The sequence below is a fragment of the Glycomyces lechevalierae genome, from assembly GCF_027622945.1.
Taxonomy (GTDB): domain Bacteria; phylum Actinomycetota; class Actinomycetes; order Mycobacteriales; family Micromonosporaceae; genus Glycomyces; species Glycomyces rutgersensis.
The window spans coordinates 1-25,888 of sequence record NZ_JAPZVQ010000007.1 but is presented as its reverse complement, the minus strand read 5'-3'; the positions used below and the strand labels follow the sequence as shown (position 1 = coordinate 25,888).

Below are 25,888 nucleotides of genomic sequence, written 5' to 3'. Positions count from 1 at the left end.
GAATGAGGGCCATGAGTCCCGAACCCGCGGCCGGACCCCGGGAGCCGGCGCCGCCGCTGCCGGGGGCCGAGCCGGCGCACCCGCTGCTGGACCGCGTGATGCGGCTCCGGCGGCGGGCGCGCGAGTTCGACCGGCGGCACCCGCGGGTGCTCGACGCGGTCGTGGCGGCGGCCGTCGCGCTGGTCGCCTTGTCCGACTTCCTGTTCGGCGACGGCGGCCGACCGGGAGCGGACGGCTTCCCCGCGTTCGCGCCGTACGCGTTCACGGCGGCGATGGCGCTCGCGCTGTGGTGGCGCCGCCGGTACCCGGCCGCGGTCTTCTTCGTCCTCTCCACGATCGTCTTCGCGCAGTCGGTGATCGGCCTGTGGCTGCCCTCGCGCGTGAGCGTTCTCTTCGCCTTCTGCACGCTCCTCGCGTTCCACACCCTCGCGTCGATCGGCTCGCTGCGGCTGTTCGCCTGGGGCGCAGCGGTGATCGCCGTCGAGATGGTCCTCATGGTGCTGGTCCTCGAGGACATCGACCAGCCGGCGCTGAGCCTGCTCCTCATCCTCGGCACGGTGACCGCCGCGGGCGCGCTCGGCCTCACCGTCCGCGTCCACCGCATGTACACCGCGGCCCTCGAAGACCGCGCCAGGAGGCTCGAGATCGAACGCGAGCAACGCGAAAGGCTCATCGCCGCGGCCGAGCGCTCGCGCATCGCCCGGGAGATGCACGACATCCTCGGCCACAACCTCTCGGTCATGGTCACGCTCGCGGACGGGGCCGCGACCCTCGCGGGCAAGCGCGGCGAGGAGTCCGCCGGGGCGCTGCGGATGCTCGGCGACACCGGCCGCGAGGCGATGGACGAGCTCCGGCGCGTGCTCGGGGTTCTGCACGCCGACGAGCGCGATCCGCGCTCGCTCAGCCCGCAACCGGGCGTGGACGACCTCGAATCGCTGTTCGAGCGCGTCCGCGCGGCCGGCCTCATCGTCACCTGCCGCACCTCGGGGCGGCTCGGCCACCTCGGCTCCGGCGTCCAGTTGACGGTGTACCGGATCATCCAGGAGGCCTTGACGAACACGCTCAAACACGCGGGCGGCCCGGCGGCCGCCGCGGTGACCCTGGCCGTGGACGACGGCCAGGTCCACATCAGAGTCGTCGACAGCGGCGGCGACACGGCCCCGCCCGGCGGCAGGCGACGCGAGACCGGCCGCGGCCTCATCGGCATCCGCGAGCGGGCCGCCCTCTACGGCGGCACGGCCACGATCGGCCCCAACGGGAGCGGCAGCGGCTGGGTCGTCGACGTGGTGCTGGAACGGACCGCCGCACTGCACGGCAAGGGAGACTCCTCGACATGACCACCGTGATCGTCGCCGACGACCAGCCGATGCAGCGCCTCGGCCTGACCATGCTCATGCAGGGCACCGACGGGCTCGAGATGATCGGCGAGGCCGCGAACGGCTCCGAGGCCGTGCGGCTGGCGGCCCGGCTCCGGCCCGACGTGGCGCTGATGGACATCCGCATGCCCGGCATGGACGGGCTCGAGGCGACGCGCCGCATCGTCGCCTCAGGCGGCCGCACCAGGATCATCATCCTCACCACCTTCGACCTCGACGAGTACGCGTACGACGGCCTCCGGGCCGGCGCGAGCGGGTTCCTGCTCAAGGACGCCCGCCCCGAGGAACTGGTGGCGGGCATCCGCGCCGTCGCCTCCGGAGACGCCGTCGTCGCCCCGAGCCTGACCCGGCGACTGCTCGACGCCTATGCGCACCAAGTGCTCTCACCGGCCACCGAGGCCCCCGCCGACCCGCGCCTGCGCGACCTGAGCGAGCGCGAACTCGAGGTGCTGGTCCTCATCGGGCAGGGCCTGTCCAACGCCGAGATCACCGCGCGGCTCGTGCTCTCCGAGTCCACGGTGAAGAAGCACGTGGGCAGGGTCCTCGCGAAGATCGGCGCCCGCGACCGCATCCAAGCGGTCATCGCCGCCTACGACACGGGCCTGGTCAAACCGCGGACCTGAGGCGCATCGGCGCGAAACCGCCTCGCGCCCAAGGATGGAGCGGCTCAGACCCCGGGGACCGCGACCGGGCGGGCACCGAGGCGGCATCATGCCGTACGTCCTACGACAGTTCCTCGACGCTTAGCGAGGCCCGCCGCCGTTGGGCGGCAACGGCACTCGATCGCTGCTGATAGCGCGTGCCATGGCCTCCCAATTGAGATAACGATATCTAAGTCGCGTCGATGCATCGCTGTGCGAGCTTCGCGACTGGGGCGCAAGTGAACTCATCATGGGATGATCGTGTCATCATTACGGCTCTGAACTGGTGATTCGTTAATGATACCGGTGGCCTTGATCATCGGGAGACGATGAGATATCGTTATCCATCGATTGAAAACGATCTCTCGAACAGAGGAGTCACCTCTCATGCGTCCCTCACTGGCCGCTGTCCGCGACCGCGCCGCCCTCCTCAGGCGTGCCCTCGCGTTGACGGCGGCACTCCTGCTCTCCATCGGGCTCTGTCAACTCGTGCCAGGCGCCGCCGAACCCGTTGCGGCCCAAGACCTCGGCACCTGCGACGTGCAGTTCGACTCCACGAAGAGCGAAGCCGGCTTCAGCCACCCCGGCATCGGGCTCACGGAGCCCGTGCTGCAGAACGCCATCGACCAGATCGCGGCCGGCGCCGAGCCGTGGGCCTCCGGGTTCGAGGCGCTGAAGAAGTCCTCCGCGGCCGGAGAGGGCGTCAAGCCCTCCAACGCCGGCTCGGACCCGACGAAGCCGCGCACGACCGCGTTCAACTCGGGCACCCGAGGCCTGTTCGAGGCGGACGGCCTGAAGTCCTACACCCAAGCGGTCATGTACGTGCTCACCGGGAAGGAGGTCCACCGGCAGAACGCCCTGGCGATCATCCGCAACTGGGAGCAGATGGACCCCTCCAAGTTCGAGTACTACACCGACTCGCACATCCACAACGGCGTCCCGCTGTTCCGCATGGCCTCCGCCGCCGAGCTGCTGCGCTACACGAGCTGCGCCGGCAGTGACACCCTCGCGTGGACCGACGCCGACACCGAGGCCTTCAGCACGAACCTGATCAGGCCCGCCATCGCGACGTTCATGTCCTCCCCGGACCGATTCATGAACCAGCACAACTACCCGCTCCTCGGCTCGATGGCCGGGTCGATCTTCATGGACGACGCCGACCTGTACGCCGAGAAGGTCGAGTGGTTCACCGTCAACGAGAGCGCGAAGGACGAGGGCTTCAACGGCTCCATCGCCCGCCTGGCCCGCTGGGTCGACACGAACGACAAGACCGGCGAGCCCATCGCCGACCCGCACGTGCAGCTCGTCGAGATGGGCCGCGACCAGGCCCACGGCGGCGGCAACATCACCAACTTCGCGGCCCTCGCCCGCATGATGCTCGCCCAGGGCACCAAGGTCGACCCGGTCGACGGCACGGTCTCGACCGCGGACGACGCGGTCGGCCCCTACGAGTTCCTGGACGACCGGATCCTGCACGCCGCCGATTACTTCTGGCAGTTCATGTCCGGCCGCGATCCCGAGTGGACCCCGGTGGCGTACGCGATCTCGCCCGACGGCACGATCCGCGACACGTACGACCACATCGCCGACGGCTACCGCGGCCGCTACGGCACCGCGAGCTTCTGGGAGATCTACTACTACTACAAGTTCACGCGCGGCGAGGACGTCGAGGCGATGGCACCGTACTTCGCTGAGGCCTATTCCAAGCGCCCCGGTTCCGCCTCCATCGGCTGGGACGGCCACGACGGCGGCGGCGACTCGTGGCTGTTCGCGCCCGCCGAAGCGTCCGGCGAGGCGAACCCGCCGCTGCCGGAGAACCCGAACCTCCTCGAGGTCGAGCAGCGCTACACGAACCTGGCGGGCGACGTCCAGGACGGCGACGGCTACGTGAGCATGGGCGACGGCGCGAAGATCGCCTACCTCAGCGGCGCGAACAACAAGCCGGAGCAGGCCTTCCGCATCCGCACCGAAGGCGCGGCCGTGATGCACCTCGGCGGCGTGAGCCACAGCAACACGGTCAGGCGGGACACCACCGTCACCTTGCCGGACACCGGCGGCGAATGGCGTTACGTCACGGTCACCCGGGCCATGGACAACATCCTGTACATCGAGACCGAGGGCGCCACGGTCGACATCGACCACATCAACATCAACGCCCAGGCCGAACTCGACGGCCCGGTCTTCCCGGAGACCGCGCCCAGCCGCGTCATCGGCTGGTCCGGCGCCGACCTCACGGTCGACCTCGCCGCCACCGGTCCCGAGGGCATCATCTACAGCGCCACCGGACTCCCCGACGGGGCCGAGATCGACTCCGCCACCGGGAAGCTCACGTGGACCGGAGCGGACTCGGGGACCATCACCGTCGACGCCGACGACGGCACGAGCGTCGCCGCGCGGACCGTCGTCCTCGACGCCGCGGCCGACCGCGAAGAGGCGCTGGAACTGGCATTGGAGGACTTCGAGCCCGAGGACGGGTACGAGTCCGCGACTGAGGCCGCCTTCAACACCGCACGCGACAACGCCGAGGCAGCGCTCGAGGACGGCACCGATGCGGCCTACGCGACCGCCTTGGCGGGCATGGTCACCGCGGCCGACGGCCTGCGACTCATCTCTCCGAAGTCGGACGTGGACGGCAGCCTCGACTACACGAACCTCCTGCACGCCTCCACGACGAAGGAGCGCACCCCGCTCCTCCTCGACGGCGACAACCAGACCGGCACGTCCTATCCGCAGGCCGTGAACATGTCGCACACCTTCGACTTCGGGCCCGACTTCCGGGTCTCGGCCCGCGAGTTCGGGTTCCAGAGCAACATCTTCGCGGACCGCATCGCGAACTCGACGGTGTACGGCTCCAACGACGGCGTCAACTGGACCAGGATCACGCCGGGGGCCACGGAGTTCACCCAGGACTTCAACAAGCTCGAAGTGGCACCGGAGTTCCGGGACGACCAGTTCCGGTACATCAAGGTCCAGATGATCGAGCAGTTGCCGGACGTGCTCTACGGCATCGTCCGCGGCGTGTTCGAGATGACCGAGTTCCACATCTACGGGGAGCGCCACGAGGTCGACAACCGCATCGCCGCCACCTCGATCGCCTCCGATCAGGCGATCGCCGGAAAGATCGCGGTAGGCGACACCGTCGATGTCACCGTCACGGCGAAATCCCCGCTGTCCGCCGTCACCGCGACCGTCGCCGGCATCACCGCGGAGGCGTCCTCAGAGGACGGCGTCACCTGGACGGCCTCCGTGCCGCTCGACGGCGTCGCACCGGGCACCGTCTCGCTCGCCGTCGACTACACCGATGCCGACGGCCGGCCCGGCCCGACGTTCGCCGGCGTCACCGACGGCACGGCGCTCTATGTCGGCGGCGACCGCGACCGGCAGCTCGACATCGCCGAAATCGCCACAGTGACGGCCTCCGCCAAGCAGTGGCCCGGCAACGGACTCAGCGCCGCGGAAGTGGGCTACCTGCTCTTCGACGGCGACGGGGCCACCTACGGGGACCTCAACACCAGTACCGGCTCCTACTACACGATCGACTTCGGCGAAGGAGCCGAGGCGCACCTCGACGAGGTCTACTGCCTGCCGCGAGCCTCCCATCCCGCCCGGGCCAACGGCACCGTGGTGCAGGGCTCGGACGACGGCGCGACCTGGACCGACCTGACCGCGGCGCTCAGCGGTGCGACCACCGGCAAGTGGATCCAGCGCAATGCCACGGGAGACGACCACTACCGGTACTTCCGCATCTACAACGCGGGAGCCTGGAGCGGCAACCTCGCCGAAGTGGAGTTCTACGGGGACCTCGCCTGACACAGACCGTCTCGGCCGCCCGCCCCGCCGCGCACTCACTGCGCGGCGGGGCGGTGTGGTTTCAGGCTTGGATCGAGAGGAGCCGGGGGTCGACGGCGTGGACGAGCGGTTCGCCGGCCGCGAGCCGTTCGGCCTCCTCGATGATGAAGCGGCCCATGCGGGCCAGTTCGTTGCCCTGCGAGCCTGCCACGTGCGGCGTCAGGAACAGGTTCGGGAGGTCGAACAGCGGCGACGCGGGCGGGAGCGGTTCGGGGTCGGTGACGTCGATGATCGCCGAGATCCGCCCGGTGGCCAGCTCGGCGACGAGCGCGTCCGTGTCGACCAGGGCGCCGCGGGCCGTGTTGATGAGGACCGCGCCGTCCTTCATGGCGGCCAGGCGTTCGGCGTTGACGAGGCGGCGGGTCTCGGGCAGGTCGGGCGCGTGGACCGAGACGATGTCGGAGGCGGCGAACAGCTTGTCGAGGCCCACGAGGCGCACGCCGAGGCGGTCGGCCTCTTCTGGTGCGACGTGCGGGTCGGCCAGCAGGACCTCGAAGTCGAAGTGGCGCAGCAGTTCGATGACGCGGCGTCCGATCCTTGAAGCACCGATCAGGCCGATGGTGCGGCCGTAGTTGCCTGAGTCCGTGTGGTCCTGCCCGATGACGAAGCCCCGTTCGGCGCGGAAGCGGTCGCGCAGGCCGAAGAGGTTCTTGCCCGCCAAGAGGATCGTCCCGAGCGTGTACTCGGCGACGGGGACGGCGTTGGCGTCGGCGGCGGAGGAGACGGCGATGCCGCGCTCATGCACGGCGCGGTCGACCCACTGGACGCTGCCCGCGGAGTGGAGGATCGCGCGGAGCTTGCCGGCGCGCGCGAGCGTCTCCGGGTCGAGAGGCGGAGCGCCCCAGCCGGTGACGAGCACTTCGGTCTCGGCGAGCGCTTCGGCCGCGCGCGGGTCGCCGAAGTCGCGCACGACATGGTCCGGATCGATGTCGAGTACGGCCTGGAGGCGGCGCAGGTTCGGCTCCGGGAAGAGCTTCGGGAGGTAGACGGGGTCCAGCGCGAACAGGGCCGGGAGGCGGTCGGTCATGCGGGAGTTCCTTGCCAGGTCTGAGGGATAACGATATCTAGGATAGAGCCTCCGCTGCGGATTGTCGAGATCGCACTGCGGTGTTCACCGCCTGTATCAGGCATGTCTACGAGCATTCTCATGCTGATTCGCAGCCGATTGAAGCTCAAAAGTATTGACATGTATGGATGATAACCTTATCTTGAGAAGTACGGGATAACGTTATCCACTCCCGTCGGCCAAACCCCTCCACAGCGCCTCTCTACGACAGCGAAGGAGCACCATGTCCGACAACCGAACCGGTCGTCCACGACCAGGCCTGCGGCGGCGAAGCCTCTTCCGGGGCGCGGCCGCCGCGGGCGCCCTGGCCGCCACCGGGGCCGGCGGCCTCGTCATCGCGCACGCGCAGGAAAGCACCGACCCGATCAACGCGCTCGCACTCGCGCACCCCGGCGCGCTCCACACCCAGGCCGACATCGACCGCATGAAGGCCAAAGTCAACGCCGGCGCCCAGCCGTGGAAGGCGGGCTGGGACAAGCTCGTCGCCAACTCGCACTCCCAGAGCACCTGGACACCCCAGCCGGTCGAAGAGATCGTGCGCGGCAGCACCGACAAGCCCCAGAACTACTGGCTGCTCTACAACGACGCGCACGCCGCCTACCAGAACGCCCTGCGCTGGCACATCAGCGGCGACACCGCGCACCGCGACGCGGCCGTGCGGATCTGCAACGCGTGGTCCGCGACCCTGAAGTCCATCTACTGGCCCCCCTCGGACTCGCGCCTCGCCTCGGGCATCTACGGCTACCAGTTCGCGAACGCCGGCGAGCTCATCCGCGGCGCCCCCGGTTTCGAACTCGGCCGGTTCCAGCAGATGATGAAGGACGTCTTCTACGCCCTCAACACCGATTTCCTGGTGCGGCACAACGGCACCTGCGACACCCACTACTGGGCGAACTGGGACCTCTGCAACATGGCCTCGATCATGGCCATCGGCATTCTCTGCGACGACCAGGCCAAGATCGACGAAGCGGTGGACTACTTCCACAACGGCGCCGGAGCAGGGTCGATCAACAACGCGATCCCGTTCGTCTACGAGGACGAGGGCCTCGCCCAATGGCAGGAGTCCGGCCGCGACCAGGCGCACTCCATCATGGGCATCGGCCTCATGGGCGCCTTCATGGAGATGGCCTGGAGCCAGGGCATCGACCTCTACTCCGCGCGCGACAACGCCTTCGCGAAGGCCTGCGAGTACGTCGCCCGCTACAACCTCGGCTACGACGTGCCGTACACGACGTACAACAACTGCGAGAACAGCAACCAGACCGTGATCTCCGAGGGCTCGCGCGGGCAGATCAGGCCCGTCTGGGAGCTGGTCTACAACCACTACAGCGCCAGGAAGGGCCTGCGCATGCCCTACACTGCGCGCATGGCCGCCCTCGCCCGCCCCGAAGGCGGCGGCGGCGACTACGGCGGCAACTCCGGCGGGTTCGACGCCCTCGGCTGGGGCACCCTCGCGCACATGCGGTCCACCCCGGCGGTCGCGTCCGGCGCCACCTACTCCCTCATGTGCGAGCGCTCCGGGAAGTTCCTCGAGAACGGCCGCTCCACGGTCGACGGCCACGCGGTCCTCCAGTGGGCCGAGAACGGCGGCACCCAGCAGCGCTGGAAGATCACCGACGTCGGGAGCGGCTATTACAAGCTCGTCTGCGAGCAGTCGGGCAAGGCCCTCGACAACGGCAACGCCACGACCGAGGGCGCACAGGTCAAGCAGTGGACCGACAACGGCGGATCCACCCAGCGGTGGAAGATCACCGACGTGGGCGGCGGCGCGGTCACGCTCACCTGCGAACGCTCCGGCATGCTGCTGGACAACGGCAACAAGGAGGCCGACGGCGACGTCGCGATCCAGTGGCCGAACAAGGGCTCCGTGCCGCAGCGGTGGCGGCTGATCCGAGTCTGACGCGGTGGAACGCGAAGGGGCCGAGCGGTTTCGCTCGGCCCTTTCATGTCGCGTCGTTCAGCCCGCCTCGGCGATGTTTGCGAGCCGTAAATCAGCCGGTCTCGGCGAAGCTTGCGAGCCGTAAATCAGCCCTTGATGGCGCCGGTGAGGACGCCGGAGGTGAAGTAGCGCTGGAGGAACGGGTAGACGACGAGGATCGGGACGGTGGCGAGGACGATGACCGCCATCTGCAGCGTGATGCCAGGCGGGGGCGGGGCGTCCGGCGAGACCATCGCGCCGGGGATCTGCACGCCGGCGAGCACGTACTGCTGCAGGACGACCTGGATGGGCCACTTCTCGCTGTCGTTGATGTACAGCAGCGCGTTGAAGTAGGTGTTCCAGTAACCGACCGCGTAGAACAGGCCCATGACCGCGAGCACCGGCTTCGACAGCGGCAGGACGATCTGGAGGAAGATCCGCCATTCGCCCGCGCCGTCGATGCGGGCCGCTTCGATGAGTTCCTCGGGCAGGCCTTGGAAGAAGTTCCTGATCACGATCATGTTGAACGCCGAGATCAAGCCCGGGATGATGAGCGACCAGGTGGAGTCCAGGAGGCCGAGGTACTTGATGAGCATGAAGTTCGGGATGATGCCCGCGCTGAAGAACATGGTCGCGAGGATCAGGACGAGCACGGCCTTCGCGCCGGGGACCTGCCGGGTCCGGGCCAGGCCCCACGCGAGCATCGAGGTCGCCGCCAGCGACAGGATCGTTCCGACGACCGTGATGAACAGCGAGTTGGTGAGGCCCTGCGTCACGGTGCCGCCGTTGAAGATCGCTCGGTAGGCGTCGAGGGAGAACTCGGTCGGGAAGATGACCCCCGCGCGCGCCTGGGACGGGGCGGCGAAGCTCATCGCGATCACGTACACGAGCGGGTAGATCATGGTGATCACGATCAGCGCGATGACCAGCGCCTTGATCCCTCGCACCCATACCGAAGGCGGTTTCATCCAGGGCGCGGTGCCCTGCTTGCGTCGAATGGGAAGTGCTGCAGCCGTTGCCATTAGAAGATCCCCTCTCCGCCGAGGCGCTTGGCGACCCGGTTCGCGGACAGCACCAGGATCGTGCCGATGACGCCCTTGAGCAGGCCCGCCGCTGTGGCGATGCCCCACTGGCCGCCGAGCACGCCTCTGAAGTACACGAACGTGTCGATCACTTGGGCCGCATCGGCACCGACCATCGGCTGCTGGAGCAGCAACTGCTCGAAGCCCACGGTCAGGATCGACCCGATGTTCAGGATGAGCAGCAGCGTCGCCACCGGGACCAGCGCGGGGAGCGTGATGTGCCAGGTGCGCTGCCACGGCGTCGCGCCGTCGATCGCGGCCGCCTCGTACCGGTCGTTCGGAATGCCGGCGATGGCCGCGAAGAAGATGATGGTGCCCCAGCCGCAGTCCTTCCAGATCCCCTGGGCGACAACGAGGAGCTTGAACGTGTCGGCGTTGGACATCGCGTCGAACCCCGAGACCCCAAAGCCGTCGAGCAGCCCTGCCACGAGGCCGCCGCCGCCGAGCACCTGCTGCCACACCGAGATCACGATGACCCAGGACAGGAAGTACGGCAGGTACACCACGGTCTGCACCATGCGCTTGATCCGGTCGGAGATCAGCGAGTTGAGCAGCAGTGCGAGCGCGATCGGCGCCGGGAACGCGAGCACCAGTTGCAACACCGCGATGATGAGCGTGTTGCGCAGCGCGGTGAGCACTTCGGGGTCGGCCCAGATCGCGTTGAAGTTCGCGAACCCCACCCAGGGGGAGCCCTCGATGCCCCGGAACGGCGAGTACTGCTGGAACGCGACGACGTTGCCGAGCATCGGCACGTACGCGAAGACCAGGAAGAAGAGCGCCCCGGGGACGATGAACGTGTAGGACCAGCGCTCGCGCCAGATGCGTTGGCCCAGCGAGGGCTTGCGGCGCTTCATAGACGGGTTCGGCCCCGGGGCCCGCTCAGTGCGGGTCCCGGGGTTCGCAGCGGTCTTGACGCTCACTTGCCGGCGTCCTTGAGTGCCTGGGTGTACTCGTCCTTGACCTGCGTGCCGCCCTGCGACATGTAGTTGTCCACGAAGGACTGGAGGCCGTCGATGCTCTCGCGGCCGGTGATGACCCCGTTCTCGAAGTCGGTCCACAACTGCTTGAGCTGCGCGCCCTTGGTGATGAAGGTCTGCGACGCGCTTTCGAGGCCGGTCAGCGGCCGGTCGATCGAGTTCTGGGCCAGGGGTTCCATGACGGCGACGAACGAGTCGACCCATGCAGCCGCATTCGGGTGCACCCGGTACCCGTTGTCGCCGCCGGGGACGCCCACGTACTGGACGCCCATCTCGGTCGCGTACTCCGGGTTCGGGATGGGGATGCCGTGCTCGTCGAAGTCGAAGTTGCGTCCTTCGATACCGGAGTTGACGAACAGGTTCTCTTCGGAGCCGTACGGGGCGCAGAAGTAGTCGAGGACGTTGAGCACCTCGGTGAGCCGCTTCTCGTCCTCGGCCACGGCGGCGGAGACGCAGGTCGACTTGCCGTAGGGGATGTTGCGGACGACCAGTTGCTCGGAGCCGTCGAAGCCGGGCATGTCGAAGAAGTCGTACTTCGCGCCCGGCAGGTCGGCCTCCCACTGCGAGAAGCCGGTGGCGCTGATCGCGGCGCCGATCGCGTCGTAGCGGATGGCGGCCCCGGAGACGATGTCGGTCGGGGTGGGGGACATGGAGACCGGGTCGAAGATGTCTTCGGCCCAGGCGCGGGCGAGCCATTCGAGCATGGCCTTGTAGTTCTCGGTCTGGGTCATGTGGACCAGGTCGCCGTCGGCGTTGAGCTGCCATTCGGGGCCGACCTTGAACAGGCGCTGGAACATCGAGGCGGTGCCCGGGTGGGGGTCGAACTTGTTGAGGCCGTAGACCTTCTGCCCGCCGGGGCCGGTGCCGAGGGCAGAGACCTCCTTGAGCATGGTGAACAGCTCGTCGGCGTCCTTGGGGGCGCGGCCGATCGAGGTCTGGTCGACCAGGTCGGTGCGCATCGTCGGGATGTTGGTGAGCGCCCAGCCGACCGAGGGCACCTGAAAGATGCGGCCGTCCTTGAGGCTGGCCTGCCAGATCTCCTCTTTGCGCGCGGCCAGGTTGGGCCACTTGAGGATGTTGTCGCCCGAGAAGACGGTGGAGAGGTCGGCGAACGCGCCGTCCCGGACGCCCTGGAGACAGGTCGCGTTCTGGTCGTCGAGAAAGACCAGGTCGGGCACGTCGCCGGAGGCGAGCATCGTCGCGAACTTCTGGTAGAAGACCGGCTGGGGCACGAACTGCGGCTCGTAGCTGACGCCGAGGCGCTCGTTGAGCTCCTGCCAGTACGGGTTCTCGTCCAGGGGCTTCGAGGGGTCGCCCCAGGTGAGCTGGAAGCAGCTGACCTTGCCGCCGGAGGCGGGCTCGCGCTCGACCGACTTGAAGTACGTCTGCACCTGCTCGGTGTAGATGTTCTGCATGCCCGGCGTGTCGGTCTCGTAGTACGGCTGCACGTCCAGTTCGGGCGCGGGCTGGTACGTCGGCATGTCGTAGTCGCCGCCGGCCGCGGTGCCGGCGTTGTCCGAGCAGCCCGCGGCGGTGGCGCCGACGGCGGTCGCCGCGGCTGCCGCGCCTGCGGCACCGAGGAAGTTGCGGCGAGAGAATTCGACCATGAGAGGGGTCCTCCTACTGATGTCCCTGAGGTTTGATGACTCTGGTTCGACGGATGGGAGGAAGGCCCGTGGTGCCGGAAGGGTCGGCCTTCGTTGCCCAGCGTCGAGAGAAGGTTATCAACACGATCGATGGCGGTCAATGATCAGGATGGAAAGGGCTTTCTATGTCTCGATAGGAGCAGCCCGAAGCAGCAACGAATGACCAGGTAGATCGGATCATGTTACGCCTGAGGAAGCCTCGGAAATGATCTTGGCTCGGCTCGATATCTGAGATAACGATTATCTCGACGAGGGATCCCGTGCGCGGAACGCCCGGAACGTCTCGTATCCTCAATGCCATGGCCTCCTCGAAGTCGTACCGCGCCCCTGTCCTCGCCGACGTCGCCAAGGCGGCGGGCGTCTCGGTCCCCACCGTCTCCCGCGTGCTCAACGGGACCAAGAACGTCGCCCCGGATCTGGTCGCGCGCGTCAACGCTGCGGTGAAGGAGCTCGGCTACCGGCCCAACAGCGCCGCCCGCTCCCTGCGGCTGAGCCAGTCGAACCTCATCTCGATCATCGCGGAGGCCACGACCTCGAGCTACGGCTACGCCAACACCCTGCGCGGCATCGAGACCGCGGCGCAGCAGGCGGGCATGTCCATCTCGATCACCATCCTCTCCTCAGACGAGGACGAAGCGGTGGCGCGCGCAGTGGACCTCGCCCTCTCCCAGCCCATCGGGGGAGCGATCGTCCTCGAATTCCGCGCCGCCGGCATGAAGGTCGCGCGGGCGCTGCCCGAGTCCCTGCCGGTCGTCGCAGCCGGAGGCGCGTCGCGCCCGCCGGGCGGCCCGGTGGCCGCGCTCATCGACGAGGCCGCGGGCGGCCGCCAGGTCACCGAATACCTGCTGCGCCAAGGGCACCGGACCGTCCACCACATCGAAGGGCCCACCGGCGGCAAGGTCTCCGGCCGCACCGAGGGCTGGCGCGCCGCCCTCCAGGACGCGGGCGCCGAGGTCCCGCCGGTCATGAACTCCGAATGGGACGCCGTCTCCGGCTACCGCTGGGGCGAGCGCATCGCCGGACGCGACGACGTGACCGCCGTGTTCTGCGGCAACGACGAGATCGCGCTCGGCGTCATGCGGGCGCTGGCCGACCGCGGCATCGACGTCCCGGGGGACGTCTCCATCGCCGGCTTCGACGGACAGCCGCTCGTGTCCCTCTGGCGCCCTTCCCTGACGACCGTGGAGCAGGACTTCGAGGATCTGGGAGCGCGCGCATTCAACCTGCTGTCGCAGCGGCTCCAAGGCAAGACCGACCTGAAGTCCTCAGTGGTCAAGCCGCAGCTGGTGGTCCGGGAGTCGACCGCGCCGCCGCGCGCCTGACACGGCGAACGCCCGGAGTCGCCTCCGGGCGTTCACATCAGCGGGACGCTACTGCGGCGCGTCGCCGAAGTCGTCGATGCGCAGCCGCTCGCCGCCGCGCAGCGCGGACTCGTGGGCCATGATGCCGGGGAGCGTGTACCGCGCCGCGACCCAGGCGTTGACGGTCGGCAGGGTCCGCTCGTTGACGGCGGTCACGAAGTCGTGCACGAGCAGGTGGTGGCTGCCCATGTGCCCGTTGCCGAGTCCCTTGAACTCGACCGGGAGCGCCGAGGTGTCGTGCACCGGCGCGTGCCCGGAGATGAACGAGTCGTGCAGCGCCGGGTCGACCTTCGCGAGGATCGGGTCGTCCGCGCCGGTCGCCCAGCCCGGCTGCACCAGCTCGGTCACGTCCTCCAGCTCCTTGGACCGGTTGTGCCAGAAGGTGGCGCGGGAGTTCTGCTCGAGGATGCCCTCGGTGCCGTAGAAGTTGAAGCGGGACTCGGGGATCCAGTGGGCGAGGCCGACGCGCCGGAACTCGTTGGTGCGGAAGCTGGCGCCGTCGGCCGTCTCGAACAGCGCGGTGGCGTTCGAGAAGTCGTTGTCGAACATGCTCACGGACTTGTCGAAGACGCCGTCCCCGCGCTGGTCGGGCACGCCGATCGCGCTCACACTGACGGCGTGGGTGTCCCAGGCGCCGAGGACGCCGCCGATGGCGTGGGTCGGGTACTTCATGGGCGGGAAGCTGGCCGTGCGCTTCCAGTCCGCGCCGCCGCTGTACTGGTACGCGGCGTAGAAGCCGTGGTCCATGTCGTGCACGTAGTCGCCCTCGGCGTAGAAGAGGCGGCCGAACGCGCCTTCGGAGGCCTTCTGCCGGGCGAGCACCGTGGTGGGGTTGTACTGGCTGGTCTCGCCCATCATGTAGGTGAGGCCGGTCTCCTTGACGGCGTCGATGATCGCGCCGATCTCCTCGACGGTGAACGCCATCGGCACCGCGGAGTAGACGTGCTTGCCCGCGCGCAGCGCCTTGACGACGAGCGGGCCGTGGGTCCACCGCTGCGTGAAGATCGCGACGGCGTCCACATCGGAGGCGAGCATGGCGTCGAAGTCGTCCTCCGCGCCGGCCAGGCCGAGCTCGGCGACGAGGGTCGAGGCCCGGTCGGCGATCACGTCGGTGACGGTGACGCGGGAGACGCCGGGGTGGGCGTCGAACAGCTTCGCGAAACCGCCGGCGAACTGGCCGGCCCCGACGATACCGATAGCGAACACGGTTGGACTCCTTGGTCGTAGGTCGATGGCCGAACGGCCGGTGCCGGACGCCTCCATGAACGTATTAGTTTTGATCCGAGAAGTCTTCATCGATACGAGCGAGTGTTTCTTGGATACTCAGATCGCGGTCCAGCCCTCAGAGCTGGTCGGGTGGGCCGGGCGGCCCGTCCTGATGGACACCGCCCACCAGCACGACGACCTGGAGATCAACTTCGTCGCCGAGGGCGGCACGATGCTCTACCTCTTCGGCGGCGAGCCCGTCGAGATCGGCCCGGGCTCCGTGGCCGCCTTCTGGGCGGCCGTGCCCCACCAGCTCGTCGCCAACGCCGCCACCAGGGCCCACTGGGTGCACGTCCCGTTCGCGACGTTCCTGGGCTGGGGGCTGCCGACCGCGCTGGTCGGCCGCCTGCTGTCCGGGAAGCCGCTCATCGCCCCGCCCTCGGCCGCGATGGCCTCGGACCCGGCGAACTTCACGCAGTGGGCCGCCGACCTGGACGGCGCGCAGCCCGAGCGGCGCCGCATCCTGCTCCTCGAGGTCGAGGCGCGGGTGCGCCGCCTCGCGCTGGACGCCCCGGGGGAGCCCGTACCGCCGTACACCGGCGGCGACCCGGCGCTGCGCCACGTCGTCGCCATGGTCCGCCACCTCGCTGAGCACTTCCGCGAACCGCTGACGGTCGCCGATGTCGCCGCGGCGGCGAATCTCCACCCCAACTACGCGATGGCCCACTTCCGCAAGATCGTGCGCACGACGATCTGGGACTACCTCACCGGATGCCGCCTCGCCGAGGGCCGCCGGCTGCTCATCACGACCGACCTGCCGATCGCCGACGTGGCCGCCGAGTCGGGCTTCAGCTCGGTGAGCCGCTTCTACGCCGCGTTCAGGGCCGAGTGCGGCATGCCTCCCGCCGCTTACCGGCGGCTGCACCAGTGACGCGAACGGGCCGGGGCACCGCGCCCCGGCCCGCCGTGACGACTATGCAGGGAGCGCGATCGCGACGGTCTCGTAGCCGGGCGCGGTGACCTTCACGTCCTCGGGCCGGTCGGCGACGACGACGAGCCGGTCGCCGCTCACCCAAGTGCGGCACCAGTTGTCGGCCTCGGCGGACACGGCGACCTCGGGGAAGCTCCGGTCGGCGGTGTACGGCTTGATCGAGGACATCCATTCGGCCACACCGGTGAGCGTGCGCAGCTGGACCTCGGGGATGCGGCCGGACGCGTCGGGGCCGACGTTGAGCAGCAGCCGCCCGCCCCGCGAGACCACGTCCGCGTAGTGCTTCGCCAGCGCGCGCGGGCTCAAGGTGAGTGATTCGTCCTCGACGTGGTTGTAGCCGAAGGAGGATCCGAGCCCGCGGTTGTGCTCCCAGCCGATCCCGGTCTCGTGCTCCGCGGCCATCGAGTACTCGCTCGTGCGGTAGTCCCAGACGTCGGCGCCCCAGCGGTCGTTCACGATCCCGTCGGGGACGGCGTCGCGGTAGTGGGCGATCAGCTCGGCGAGCGAGCCGTCCTCCTTGCCGGCCTCGGGCCATTCGATGTCGTTCCAGAGCACCGACGGCGCGTAGCGGTCGATCAGGTCCCGGACGTGCGCGGTGGCGTAAGCCGCGTAGGCCGCGTCGTTGGGGCGATACCGGTGGAAGAGATCCTCGGCGTCCCTGATCGGCGGGAAGTCGGTGATCGACCAGTCGAGGCCGCCGGAGTAGTAGACGCCGAAGCGCATGCCTTCTGCGCGTACGGCTTCGGCGAGCGGGCCGAGCAGGTCGCGCTTCGGGCCGCGGTCGACGGTGTTCCACCCTTTGCTGCCCGGGGCGTCCCACAGCGTCACTCCGTCGTGGTGCTTGGTGACGGGCACGACGTAGTCCGCACCGAGCGCGCTGAACAGCCGCGCCCATGCGGCGGGGTCGTAGTTCTCGGCCCGCCACTGGTCGAGGAAGTCCTCGTAGGGCGCCGATCCGTAGACCTCCGCGTGGTACGAGGCGGCAGGCGACCCGTCGATGCGGATGGTGTTCGCGTACCACTCGGCATAGGAGCTGTGCTTGAACCACCCGCCTTCGGGTTCCGCTTCGCCCGCAATGTGCTCCGGCTCGGCCCAGGCGGGGACCGCGTACGCTCCCCAGTGGATGAAGATGCCGAGGCTGGCCTCACGCGCCCATTCGGGAAGGTTCTCGCGGTGCTTACCGGTCATGGTTCAGTGTTCCTTTCGAGGTGTCACGCCGGCGACGCCGACGGTCAGCAGCAGGTTCGCCCACTGGCGCTGGTCGCCGGTGGCGATGACGACGGCGACGTCGCTTGTCCGGGCGAGGTCGTAGAACGCGAACCGCTCGACCTGCTCGAACGGGACCACGTCGCCGAGCGCGGCGCGGTAGCCGTCATGGGCGGGGACGTGCGCGCCGTCCGAGGCCATGACGGCCGCGTGCTCGATCGGCACGGCGTCGAGCAGGGTCTCGAGGACCTGGTCGACGTCGAGCAGGCCGGGGCGCAGGTTGAGATGGATCATCGCCGCCGCCGGGTTCGTATGAGTCGAGCACGGGAAGTGGCCGTCGGCGATGAGGATCCGCGAGCCGTGCCCGGCCGCTGCGAGCGCGGCGAGGAGCGGAGGGTGGATGAGCTTGTAGGTGAGCATGCCGTCCTTTCGATCGCGGCCCCCGGGCCGCCGCAGCCGAGCCTAGAAGCAGAGACGGGCCGCGGGAAGGTCCGCATTCACCGACCAGTGGTCGGTTTTCACCATCCTGCAGATACAGCACAGCCCGGGGCGGTCGCTCGACCGCCCCGGGCTGTGGTCGTCGCTAGCCGAGCCTCCACTGCTGGTTGGAGGTGCCGCTGCAGGGCCAGAGGATGAGCTTGGTGCCGTTGGCGGTCGCACCGCCGCTGGCGTCCAAGCACAGTCCGTTGTGGACGTTGGTGAACGTGCCGTTGGCATTGACGTTCCAGCGCTGGTTCGCGCCGCCCGTGCAGTCCCAGACCACGGCATTGGTGCCGTTGGCCGTGCCCCAGCCCTGCGCTTCGAGGCACTTGTCGCCGACCCGCAGCTCGCCGGCGGAGGTGCGGGTGAACGTCTGGTTGACGCCGCCGTTGCAGTCCCACAGCACCGCTTGCGTCCCGTTCGCCGCCGGCGAGTTCGGGACGTCCACGCAGCGGCTCGAGGCCGTGCCGACGATCAGACCGCTGCTCGCCGGCGCGAGGCCGAAGAAGCGGAGCGTCTCGAGAGGCTGGTGCGGCAGGCCGTGGTTGACGCCCTGCATGCTGATGGCCTCGACCAGGGCTTGGCCGCCCGTGCTGCCGTAGCGGGTGCGGGTCCAGTTCGACTGCGGGTGGTCGGTGTACTCGGGCGTCAGGTCGGTGCCGTTGACGTTGGTCCACTGGTCGATCTGCTCTTGGAAGTTCGGGTAGTAGAGCGCCTCGTCCTCGGTGCCGTGGAAGATCTGCATGCGCGGCCACGGGCCGTTGTAGCCGGGGTTGGCGTTCCTGACCGCATCGCCCCACTGCTGCGGGGTGCGGTTGATCGTCCCGGTCGCGCAGGCGGTGCTCCACTCGCCGCTGCCGGCGAAACAGGTGAAAGGCACACCGGCATACGACGATCCGGCCTTGAACACCTCGGGGTAGACCCCGAGCAGGACGTTGGTCATCATCGAGCCCGAGGAGATGCCGGTGGCGAAGATCCGGTTCGGGTCGGCGCCGTAGTTGGCGAGTGCGTAGTCGACCATCGACTTGATGCTGACCGAGTCGCCGCCGGTGCCCGAGAGGGAGACCTGCGACGCGACGTCGAAGCACTTGCTCTCGCGGGTCACGGACGGGTAGACGACGATGTAGCCGTACTGGCCGGCCAGCTCGTCGAACTGGGTGCCGTCGAACATCGCCTGCGCGGACCCGGTGCAGAAGTGGGAGGCGACCACGATCGCCGGGTTCGGCCCGACGTTGTCGGGCACGTACACGTACATCTGGAGGTTGCCGGGGTTGTTCCCGAAGTTCGTGATCTGCGTGAGCTGGGCGGCCTGCGCAGCCTTGGGGGACATGAAGACCATCAGCGCGGAGGCCAGCGCGAGCGCGATCGCGAAGACCGCCGCCGTGCCGCGGCGCCATTGCATGACTGTTGACATGCCTTGCTACTTCCTTGTAGGTGGACTGTGCGGATGAGGGGGATCCGGGGTGCCCGGAGGGGAGTCCGGACACCCCGGATCGGTGGAGTGGAACGGGTCGGCCTCAGGCGGCGATGTCGCCGTAGATGATGCCGCGGCCGTTGGTGGTGAGGTAGACGCGGCCGTAGACGAGCGGGTCGCCCGTGATGGCGGACCCGGAGTAGGCCCACTGGTGGACGTCGTCGTTGATGCGGGTCCAGGTGGCGCCGCCGTCGGTCGAGCGGTAGATCGCGGCCTTGCCGTCCTTCACGGCCGAGGTGAAGATCGCCGGGTAACCGGATTGGCTGGCGGCCTTGCCGAAACCGACGGATTCGGCCGTGTCGAAGGCGGCGATGCGGGTCCAGCGGGTACCGCCGTCCGTGGATTGCCACATGCCGCCCGCGGCGCCACTGGTGTCGTCGCCGCGCCCGGCGAGCCAGACGTGGTTCTTGTGGCCCGGGACGGCACGGAAGTCTTCGACCCCCGCGGTCGGCAGGCCGGTCGCTCCCGTGCTGGTGAACGTCGCGCCGCCGTCGGTGCTGCGGTAGAACGTGCCGCCGGAGAACGAGTACAGGACCGACGGCTCGACGCGGTCGGACCGGATCTTCGCCCCCGCCGGGAGTCCTTGGACCGGGTTCCAGGTCGCGCCGAGGTCGGTGCTGTAGACCGGAGTGATCTCCGTGTCGCTCGGCGACCAGAGGATCCTGGACCCGTCGGCGGTGACCGCGACGGTGCCGCCGTGGCCGTCGCCGGGGACGCCTTCGACGCGTGCGGCGTTCCTCCAGGTCTTGCCGCGGTCGGTGGAGACGCCGACGTGGCCCTTCTCGTTGCCGTGCACGTTGCCGGCGCCGACGACGACGTCCGGGTCGGACTGGGCGAAGTCGACGCTGGTGCCCGTGGACCAGTCGGTGTCGATCATGGGTTCGGCCCGGCCGAGGTCGGTGTGGACGAACCCGGCGATGTCGCCGACGGCCGAGACGAGCGTCCCGCCGAGTGCCGCGAGGTCGAGGGAGGCGGTCTCTTCGACGCCCTCGGCGCGGACGCCGACGGTGAACTTGTCGATCGGCAGCGGGACGCGCTGGCCGGCCTCGTTCTCGCCGATGAGGTCGCCTTGGGCGTCCCATCGGGTCAGTTCCTCGGTGCCCCAGATGGTCGCGCCGGTGCCCCACATGATCCGGTCGGAGTTGTGCGGGTCGATGGCCAGGCCCTCGATCATCCACCCGTGCTTGACCGCGTACTGCGGTCCCTGGTTCTCGCCGTTCCACGACAGCCACGGGCTGCCCGAGCTGTCCATGTCGAAGCGGTCGTGGCGGTCCTCTCCTTCGGCGTAGTCCCAGCTCAGCGACCAGGTCGCGCCGGAGTCGGTGGAGCGGAACAGGATCTCGTCGGGACCCCAGTTGTTGCAGGTGGACGCCATCAGAGTGCCGGGGTTCTGCTGGTCGACCGTGATGCCGCCGAAGCCTGGGATCGGGCGGCCGGGGTTGTAGGGCGGGGTGACGTCGGTCCATTCGCCGGTCTGGGTCGACAGGCGCTGGATCCGACCGCCTGTGCCGGAGGAGGGGCCGCCGTTGTAGGGGCCGGGATCCCAGCTGGTGATGACGTACAGGTAGCCGTTCGTGTTGTCCACTGCGGACTGCTTGGGGATGGTGCGGTTCCCGTCGGCATCGCCGAGCGCCGCGGCGGCGCCGGGGACGGCCTGCCAGGTTGCGCCGGCGTCCTCGGACACGTACAGCGGGTCGGCCGGGTCGGCCACGCCAACATAGATCTTGCCGCCGATCTGATCGAAGTCGATCCAGATCACGCCCTGGTTGTCGGCGAGCGTCGGATTCGACGGGTCGACCACGAAGTCGCCGGGGTTGGGGAAGTTCTCGACCTTCGCCCAGGTGCGGCCGAAGTCGTGCGAGCGCCAGAGGCCGTTCCCGCTGGGTGCGCCCAGGTACAGCTCGTAGTTGTGCACCGGGTTGACGGCGAGGCGTTCGCCCATGCCGCGCCCGGGCATGTTGCCGCCCTGCTTGAACGGCAGCTCGGCGATGCCCCAGGTGTCGCCCTTGTCGTCGGAGTAGAGGATCGCGCCGTTGTTGGGGTCCCAGTCGATCGTGTAGGTGCCGACCGCGGCGTAGACCCGATTCGTGTCGACCGGGTCGGTGGCCATCGAGACCACGCCGGAATAGCCCCACTTGTCGCGGCCGACCCAGTCCAGGAGCGGCTTCCAGGTGCGGGAGTCCTCCTGCCACCGGTAGCACCCGCCGATGTCGGTGCGGGCGTAGATCAGGCCCGGCTCGGTCTCGTTGAAGACGATGCCCGGCACGAACCCGCCGCCGTTGATCGCGACGTTCTTCCAGGTGTAGGTGTCGGCCTGCTTCGGCCTGTCGTTGTTTCGAGCCCAGGCCGGCAGGGTGCCGACCGCCACTGCTGTCGCGGCTGCGGCCGCGCCGACGGAGGCGGCAAATGTGCGTCGTCGCACGATGTTTTCTCCTTCGTGTTGGTTGCGAGGGGTGGGTCTCGGGGGCCGCCCCGCCTCTCGGCGGGGCGGCTCTCGTCTTGTCAGGCGATGTCGCCGTAGATGATGCCGCGGCCGTTCGTGGTGAGGTAGACACGGCCGTAGACGAGCGGGTCACCGGTGATGGCGGATCCCGACCAGCCCCACTGGTGGTCGTCGTCGTTGATGCGGGACCACTTGGAGCCGCCGTCGGTCGAGCGGTAGATCGCGGCCTTGCCGCCGATCACTGCGGAGGTGTAAATCGCCGGGTATCCGGATGACTTGGCGGCCTTGCCGAAACCGACGGACTCCGCCGTCTCGAACACCGTGATCTTCTTCCAGGTGGTGCCGCCGTCCTTGGAGCGCCACATGCCCCCGCCGATGCCTTCCTTCTCGTCGCCGCGCCCGGCGAGCCAGACGTGGTTCTTGTGGCCGGGAACGGCCCCGAAGTCCTCGACGGCCCCCGGGGGCAGGCCGGTCGCACCCGTGTCGGCGAAGGTCTTGCCGCCGTCGGTGCTGCGGTAGAACACGCCGCCAGAGAAGGCGTACAGGACCGAGGCCTTGACGCGGTCGGAGCGGACCTTCGCCCCCGCCGGGAGTCCTTCGACCGGGTTCCAGGTCTTCCCCAGGTCGTTGCTGTACACCGGGGTGACCTCGGTGCCGTCGGGGGACCACAGGATCGCGGACCCGTCGGCGTTGACCGCCACGGTGCCGCCGTGGCCGTCGCCGGGGACGCTTTCGACCCGCGTCGTGTTCGCCCAGGTCTTGCCGCGGTCGGTCGAAACCCCCACGTGGCCCTTCTCGTTGCCGTGCACGTTGCCGGTGGCGACGAGGAGGTCCGGTTTCGACTGGGCGAAGTCCACGCAGGTGCCCGTCGAATAGCCGAGGTTGATCATCGTCTCGGCCCGGTCGAGGTCGGTGTGGACGAACCCGGCGACGTCGCCGACGGCCGAGAGGAGCGTCCCGCCGATCGCGGCGAGGTCGAGGGTCGCGCACTCCTCGACGCCCTCGGCGCGCACGCCGACGGTGAACTTCTCGATCGGCAGGGCGACGCGCTGACCGGCTTCGTTCTCGCCGATGAGTTCGCCCTGCGAGTCCCACTGGGTCAGTTCGTCGGTGCCCCAGATGGTCGCGCCGGTGCCCCACATGAGGCGGTCGGAATTGTGCGGGTCGATCGCGAAGGCCTCGATCATCCACCCGTGCTTGACCGCGTACGCGGGCCCCTGGTCCTCGCCGTTCCACGACAACCACGGGCTGCCGGACTTGTCCATGTCGAACCGGTCGTGGCGGTCCTGGCCCTCGGCGTAGTCCCAACTGGTCTGCCAGGTAGCGCCGGAGTCGGTGGAGCGGAAGAGGATCTCGTCGGGCCACCAGTTGTTGCAGGTGGATGCCATTAGGGTGCCAGGGTTCTGACGGTCGACGGTGATCCCGCCGAAGCCGGGGATCGAGCGGCCGGGGTTGTACCCGGGGGTGACGTCGGTCCATTCGCCGGTCTCGGTCGCCAGCCGGGAGATCTTACCGCCGCGGCCGGAAGCAGTGCCGCCGTTGTACGGGCCGGGGTCGTGGCTGGTGATGACGTACAGGAACCCGTTCGTGTTGTCCACTGCGGACTGTTTGGGGATGGTGCGGTTGCCGTCGACCGAACCGAGGGCTTCGGCTGCGCCGGGGACGGCCTGCCAGGTCGCGCCGCCGTCTTCGGAGACGTACAGCGGGTCGGCCGGGTCGGCGACGCCGACATAGATCTTGCCGCCGATCTGGTCGAAGTCGATCCAGATCACGCCCTGGTTGTCCGCGTTGTAAGGATTCGCGGGGTCGATGACGAAGTTGCCGGGGTTCGGGAACTCCTCGACCTTCGCCCAGGTGCGGCCGTAGTCCTTCGAGCGCCACAGGCCGTTGCCGCTGGGAGTGCCCAGGTACAGTTCGGCGTTGTCGGCCGGGTTGACGACCAAGCGTTCGCCCATGCCGCGGCCGGGCATGTTGCCGCCCTGCTTGAACGGGAGCTCGGCGACGCCCCAGGTGTCGCCCTTGTCGTCGGAGTAGAGGATCGCGCCGTTGTTGGTGTCCCAGTCCGTGGTGTAAGTCCCGACGGCGGCGTAGACGCGGTTCGTGTCGACCGGGTCGGTGGCCATCGAGACCACGCCGGTGTAGCCCCACTTGTCGCGGCCGACCCAGTCCAGGAGCGGCTTCCAGGTCCGCGAGTCCTCCTGCCAGCGGTAGCATCCGCCGATGTCGGTGCGGGCGTAGATGAGATTGGCCTCGGTCTCGTTGAAGACGATGCCCGGCACGAACCCGCCGCCGTTGATCGCGGCGTTCTTCCAGGTGTAGGCGTCCTCGCATTGCGTACTGGGCGCGGCGAAGGCCGAAGTCGGCAGGGCGCCGGCCGCGACCGCGGCCGCGCCGAGGGAGGTGGCGAAAGTGCGTCGTCGCACGGTGTTCTCCTTATGGACTGATAGTGAGAGGTCGGAGTCGTTGGGGCGGCGCGCTGACGCTGCCGCGCAATCGGGGCGAATGCGTTGTCTGCGTGGGGAAGAGGAGCACGGGCGTCCGGACCCTGCACAGATCCGGACGCCCTCCCCCTGCGGAACCCTCACAGACCGCGGGTCAACCCTTCACGGCGCCGGTGATCACGGCTTTCGTGAAGTGCTTCTGGATGAACGGGTACATGATCACGATCGGGATGATCGTGCAGACGACCACGGCCATCTTGAGTGCGGCGGTCGGCGCCGATTCGCCCTGGTCCCGGTACTGGGCGGCGGCCTGGGCGCCTTCGGGGAGCCCCTGGGTGGACATGAGCATCCGCTGCAGCACCACCTGGATCGGCTGGACTTCCAGGCCCGGCGTGTAGAGCACCGCCGCGAAGTACATGTTCCAGTAGCCGACCGCATAGAACAGCGCGATGACGGCGAGGATCGCCTTGGACATCGGCAGCACGATCCGGAACAGGGTGCGGAACTCGCCGGCGCCGTCGATCTTGGCGGCGTCGATGAGCTCGCCGGGGATCGAGTTCATGAAGAACGCGCGCAGGATGATGATGTTGAAGGTCTGCACGGCCCCGGGCAGGATGAGCGACCAGTACGAGTTGAACAGGCCGAGTTTCTGCACCACCAGGAAGCTGGGGAACATACCCGGTCCGAACAGGAACGTGAGCAGGATGAACCACAGGATCGGGCGGTGCAGCAGCGAGCCGGTCCGCGACAGCGCGTACGCCCCGCAGATGGTGAGGACCATGCTGATCGCGGTGCCGCCGATGGTGAGGGTGGTGGTCAGGACCAGCGAGTCGGTGAGCGCGCCGCCGGAGAAGATCTCCTGGTAGGCCTGGAAGCTCACTTCGGTGGGCAGGATCAGCAGGTTGCCGCCCGCGCGGTTGAGGGCGTCCTCGCTCGCGAAGCTGGTGGCCACGACGGCCCAGAGCGGCAGGACGATGGCCGCGCCGTAGCAGATGAGGAACAGGGCTTTGACGGCCTTGCCGGCGAGCGAGGGCTCCTCGTCCCAGACGGGGCGCTTGCTGCGGCGGGGTTGGCGAATCGCGGTGGCGGTCATGACTTCTGGTAGATCCCTTGCTCTCCGAGGCGGTGCGCGATGTTGTTGGCGACGAGGATGAGGATCAGTCCGATCACGCCCTTGAACAGGCCCGCCGCGGTGCCGAAGGACTCGCCCTGGCTGCCGACGATGCTCTGGTAGTACACGTAGGTGTCGAGCACTTCCGTGGCCTGGTAGCCCACGGCCTGGCGCTGCAGCTGGTACTGCTCGAAGCCGACCGAGAGGATGCCGCCGATCTGGAGGATGAGCAGCAGGATGATGACCGGCCGGATACCGGGCAGGGTGATGTGCCACATCCTGCGCCACCGGTTCGCGCCGTCGGAGGCCGCGGCCTCGTAGAGGCTCGGGTTGATCGACGCCAAGGCGGCCAGGAAGATGATCATGCCCCAGCCGGCGTCCTTCCACGCCCACTGCATCCACACCAGGAAGGTGAAGGTGTCGGGGTTGGAGGTGAAGTCGAGCCGTTCCCCGCCGCCGTCCATGATCCAGTTCGAGACGAGGCCGTCGGCGCCGAGGACCTGGACGAAGACGGTGACGACGAGGACCCACGAGAAGAAGTGGGGGAGGTACACGATGGACTGGAACGTGGAGCGGACCTTGAGGGAGATGATGCTGTTCATCGCCAGGGCCAGCGCGAC

At 68.6% G+C, this 25,888-nt stretch carries 18 protein-coding genes; 6 read left to right on the top strand and 12 right to left on the bottom strand.

Annotated elements, in window-relative coordinates:
- The first annotated feature begins 11 nt into the window (after positions 1-11).
- The 3 genes from O2L01_RS13120 to O2L01_RS13110 all read left to right on the top strand — a co-directional run bounded on the left by O2L01_RS13120 (position 12) and on the right by O2L01_RS13110 (position 5,827).
- Positions 12-1,337, top strand: coding sequence for a sensor histidine kinase (locus tag O2L01_RS13120; RefSeq protein ID WP_270122392.1), 1,326 nt, complete (start codon positions 12-14; stop codon positions 1,335-1,337).
- The gene (locus O2L01_RS13115; protein WP_270122391.1) at positions 1,334-1,999 is read left to right on the top strand and encodes a response regulator; all 666 of its coding nucleotides are present in this window, start codon (positions 1,334-1,336) and stop codon (positions 1,997-1,999) included. The genes O2L01_RS13120 and O2L01_RS13115 overlap by 4 nt, the downstream gene beginning before the upstream one ends.
- Before the next feature lie 405 nt (positions 2,000-2,404).
- Complete coding sequence (locus tag O2L01_RS13110) at positions 2,405-5,827, top strand: hypothetical protein (protein WP_270122390.1); 3,423 nt, start codon at positions 2,405-2,407, stop codon at positions 5,825-5,827.
- A 61-nt stretch (positions 5,828-5,888) separates the two neighbouring features.
- Here the strand turns inward: O2L01_RS13110 and O2L01_RS13105 are convergent, their stop codons facing one another.
- Complete coding sequence (locus tag O2L01_RS13105; RefSeq protein WP_270122389.1) at positions 5,889-6,893, bottom strand: hydroxyacid dehydrogenase; 1,005 nt, start codon at positions 6,891-6,893, stop codon at positions 5,889-5,891.
- A gap of 262 nt (positions 6,894-7,155) precedes the next feature.
- Between O2L01_RS13105 and O2L01_RS13100 the strand changes: the two genes are divergently transcribed.
- Positions 7,156-8,832, top strand: coding sequence for an RICIN domain-containing protein (locus tag O2L01_RS13100; protein ID WP_270122388.1), 1,677 nt, complete (start codon positions 7,156-7,158; stop codon positions 8,830-8,832).
- A 125-nt stretch (positions 8,833-8,957) separates the two neighbouring features.
- Here O2L01_RS13100 and O2L01_RS13095 read toward each other — a convergent pair whose 3' ends face one another.
- Genes O2L01_RS13095 through O2L01_RS13085 form a run of 3 tightly spaced genes read right to left on the bottom strand, consistent with a single transcriptional unit; the run spans position 8,958 to position 12,516 of the window.
- Positions 8,958-9,872 (bottom strand): carbohydrate ABC transporter permease, encoded by a 915-nt coding sequence (locus tag O2L01_RS13095; protein ID WP_270122386.1) that lies wholly within the window; start codon positions 9,870-9,872, stop codon positions 8,958-8,960.
- Positions 9,872-10,852, bottom strand: a complete 981-nt coding sequence (locus tag O2L01_RS13090) for an ABC transporter permease (protein ID WP_270122385.1) — start codon at positions 10,850-10,852, stop codon at positions 9,872-9,874. The genes O2L01_RS13095 and O2L01_RS13090 overlap by 1 nt, the downstream gene beginning before the upstream one ends.
- Positions 10,849-12,516, bottom strand: a complete 1,668-nt coding sequence (locus O2L01_RS13085; protein WP_270122384.1) for an extracellular solute-binding protein — start codon at positions 12,514-12,516, stop codon at positions 10,849-10,851. The genes O2L01_RS13090 and O2L01_RS13085 overlap by 4 nt, the downstream gene beginning before the upstream one ends.
- A gap of 338 nt (positions 12,517-12,854) precedes the next feature.
- Between O2L01_RS13085 and O2L01_RS13080 the strand changes: the two genes are divergently transcribed.
- On the top strand, positions 12,855-13,877 hold the full coding sequence (locus O2L01_RS13080; RefSeq protein WP_270122383.1) for a LacI family DNA-binding transcriptional regulator: 1,023 nt from the start codon (positions 12,855-12,857) through the stop codon (positions 13,875-13,877).
- A gap of 48 nt (positions 13,878-13,925) precedes the next feature.
- Here O2L01_RS13080 and O2L01_RS13075 read toward each other — a convergent pair whose 3' ends face one another.
- A complete protein-coding gene (locus O2L01_RS13075) occupies positions 13,926-15,122 on the bottom strand; it encodes a Gfo/Idh/MocA family protein (RefSeq protein ID WP_270122382.1) in 1,197 nt (398 codons plus the stop codon).
- Positions 15,123-15,231: 109 nt separating this feature from the next.
- Between O2L01_RS13075 and O2L01_RS13070 the strand changes: the two genes are divergently transcribed.
- The gene (locus tag O2L01_RS13070; protein ID WP_270122381.1) at positions 15,232-16,053 is read left to right on the top strand and encodes a helix-turn-helix domain-containing protein; all 822 of its coding nucleotides are present in this window, start codon (positions 15,232-15,234) and stop codon (positions 16,051-16,053) included.
- A 42-nt stretch (positions 16,054-16,095) separates the two neighbouring features.
- Here the strand turns inward: O2L01_RS13070 and O2L01_RS13065 are convergent, their stop codons facing one another.
- From O2L01_RS13065 to O2L01_RS13035, 7 genes are all read right to left on the bottom strand, one after another.
- A complete protein-coding gene (locus O2L01_RS13065) occupies positions 16,096-17,301 on the bottom strand; it encodes an alpha-L-fucosidase (protein WP_270122380.1) in 1,206 nt (401 codons plus the stop codon).
- 3 nt (positions 17,302-17,304) lie between these two features.
- Complete coding sequence (locus tag O2L01_RS13060; protein WP_270122379.1) at positions 17,305-17,739, bottom strand: RbsD/FucU family protein; 435 nt, start codon at positions 17,737-17,739, stop codon at positions 17,305-17,307.
- 163 nt (positions 17,740-17,902) lie between these two features.
- On the bottom strand, positions 17,903-19,213 hold the full coding sequence (locus O2L01_RS13055; RefSeq protein WP_270122378.1) for an extracellular catalytic domain type 1 short-chain-length polyhydroxyalkanoate depolymerase: 1,311 nt from the start codon (positions 19,211-19,213) through the stop codon (positions 17,903-17,905).
- A gap of 103 nt (positions 19,214-19,316) precedes the next feature.
- Positions 19,317-21,695: a sialidase family protein gene (locus O2L01_RS13050; protein ID WP_270122377.1), complete on the bottom strand. Its 2,379-nt coding sequence runs from the start codon at positions 21,693-21,695 to the stop codon at positions 19,317-19,319.
- Between the two features lie 80 nt (positions 21,696-21,775).
- Complete coding sequence (locus O2L01_RS13045) at positions 21,776-24,139, bottom strand: sialidase family protein (protein ID WP_270122376.1); 2,364 nt, start codon at positions 24,137-24,139, stop codon at positions 21,776-21,778.
- Positions 24,140-24,311: 172 nt separating this feature from the next.
- Positions 24,312-25,250: a carbohydrate ABC transporter permease gene (locus O2L01_RS13040; RefSeq protein ID WP_270122375.1), complete on the bottom strand. Its 939-nt coding sequence runs from the start codon at positions 25,248-25,250 to the stop codon at positions 24,312-24,314.
- The coding region (locus tag O2L01_RS13035) for an ABC transporter permease subunit (RefSeq protein WP_270122374.1) at positions 25,247-25,888 on the bottom strand (642 nt) is incomplete at its 5' end. The genes O2L01_RS13035 and O2L01_RS13040, both read right to left, overlap by 4 nt.

Coding starts and splice junctions, on each gene's coding strand:
- O2L01_RS13040 (WP_270122375.1), bottom strand. CDS start 25,250: ATGACCGCCACCGCGATTCGCCAACCCCGCCGCAGCAAGCGCCCCGTC.
- O2L01_RS13085 (WP_270122384.1), bottom strand. CDS start 12,516: ATGGTCGAATTCTCTCGCCGCAACTTCCTCGGTGCCGCAGGCGCGGCA.
- O2L01_RS13080 (WP_270122383.1), top strand. CDS start 12,855: ATGGCCTCCTCGAAGTCGTACCGCGCCCCTGTCCTCGCCGACGTCGCC.
- O2L01_RS13060 (WP_270122379.1), bottom strand. CDS start 17,739: ATGCTCACCTACAAGCTCATCCACCCTCCGCTCCTCGCCGCGCTCGCA.
- O2L01_RS13055 (WP_270122378.1), bottom strand. CDS start 19,213: ATGTCAACAGTCATGCAATGGCGCCGCGGCACGGCGGCGGTCTTCGCG.
- O2L01_RS13115 (WP_270122391.1), top strand. CDS start 1,334: ATGACCACCGTGATCGTCGCCGACGACCAGCCGATGCAGCGCCTCGGC.
- O2L01_RS13100 (WP_270122388.1), top strand. CDS start 7,156: ATGTCCGACAACCGAACCGGTCGTCCACGACCAGGCCTGCGGCGGCGA.
- O2L01_RS13095 (WP_270122386.1), bottom strand. CDS start 9,872: ATGGCAACGGCTGCAGCACTTCCCATTCGACGCAAGCAGGGCACCGCG.
- O2L01_RS13110 (WP_270122390.1), top strand. CDS start 2,405: ATGCGTCCCTCACTGGCCGCTGTCCGCGACCGCGCCGCCCTCCTCAGG.
- O2L01_RS13120 (WP_270122392.1), top strand. CDS start 12: ATGAGTCCCGAACCCGCGGCCGGACCCCGGGAGCCGGCGCCGCCGCTG.
- O2L01_RS13105 (WP_270122389.1), bottom strand. CDS start 6,893: ATGACCGACCGCCTCCCGGCCCTGTTCGCGCTGGACCCCGTCTACCTC.
- O2L01_RS13065 (WP_270122380.1), bottom strand. CDS start 17,301: ATGACCGGTAAGCACCGCGAGAACCTTCCCGAATGGGCGCGTGAGGCC.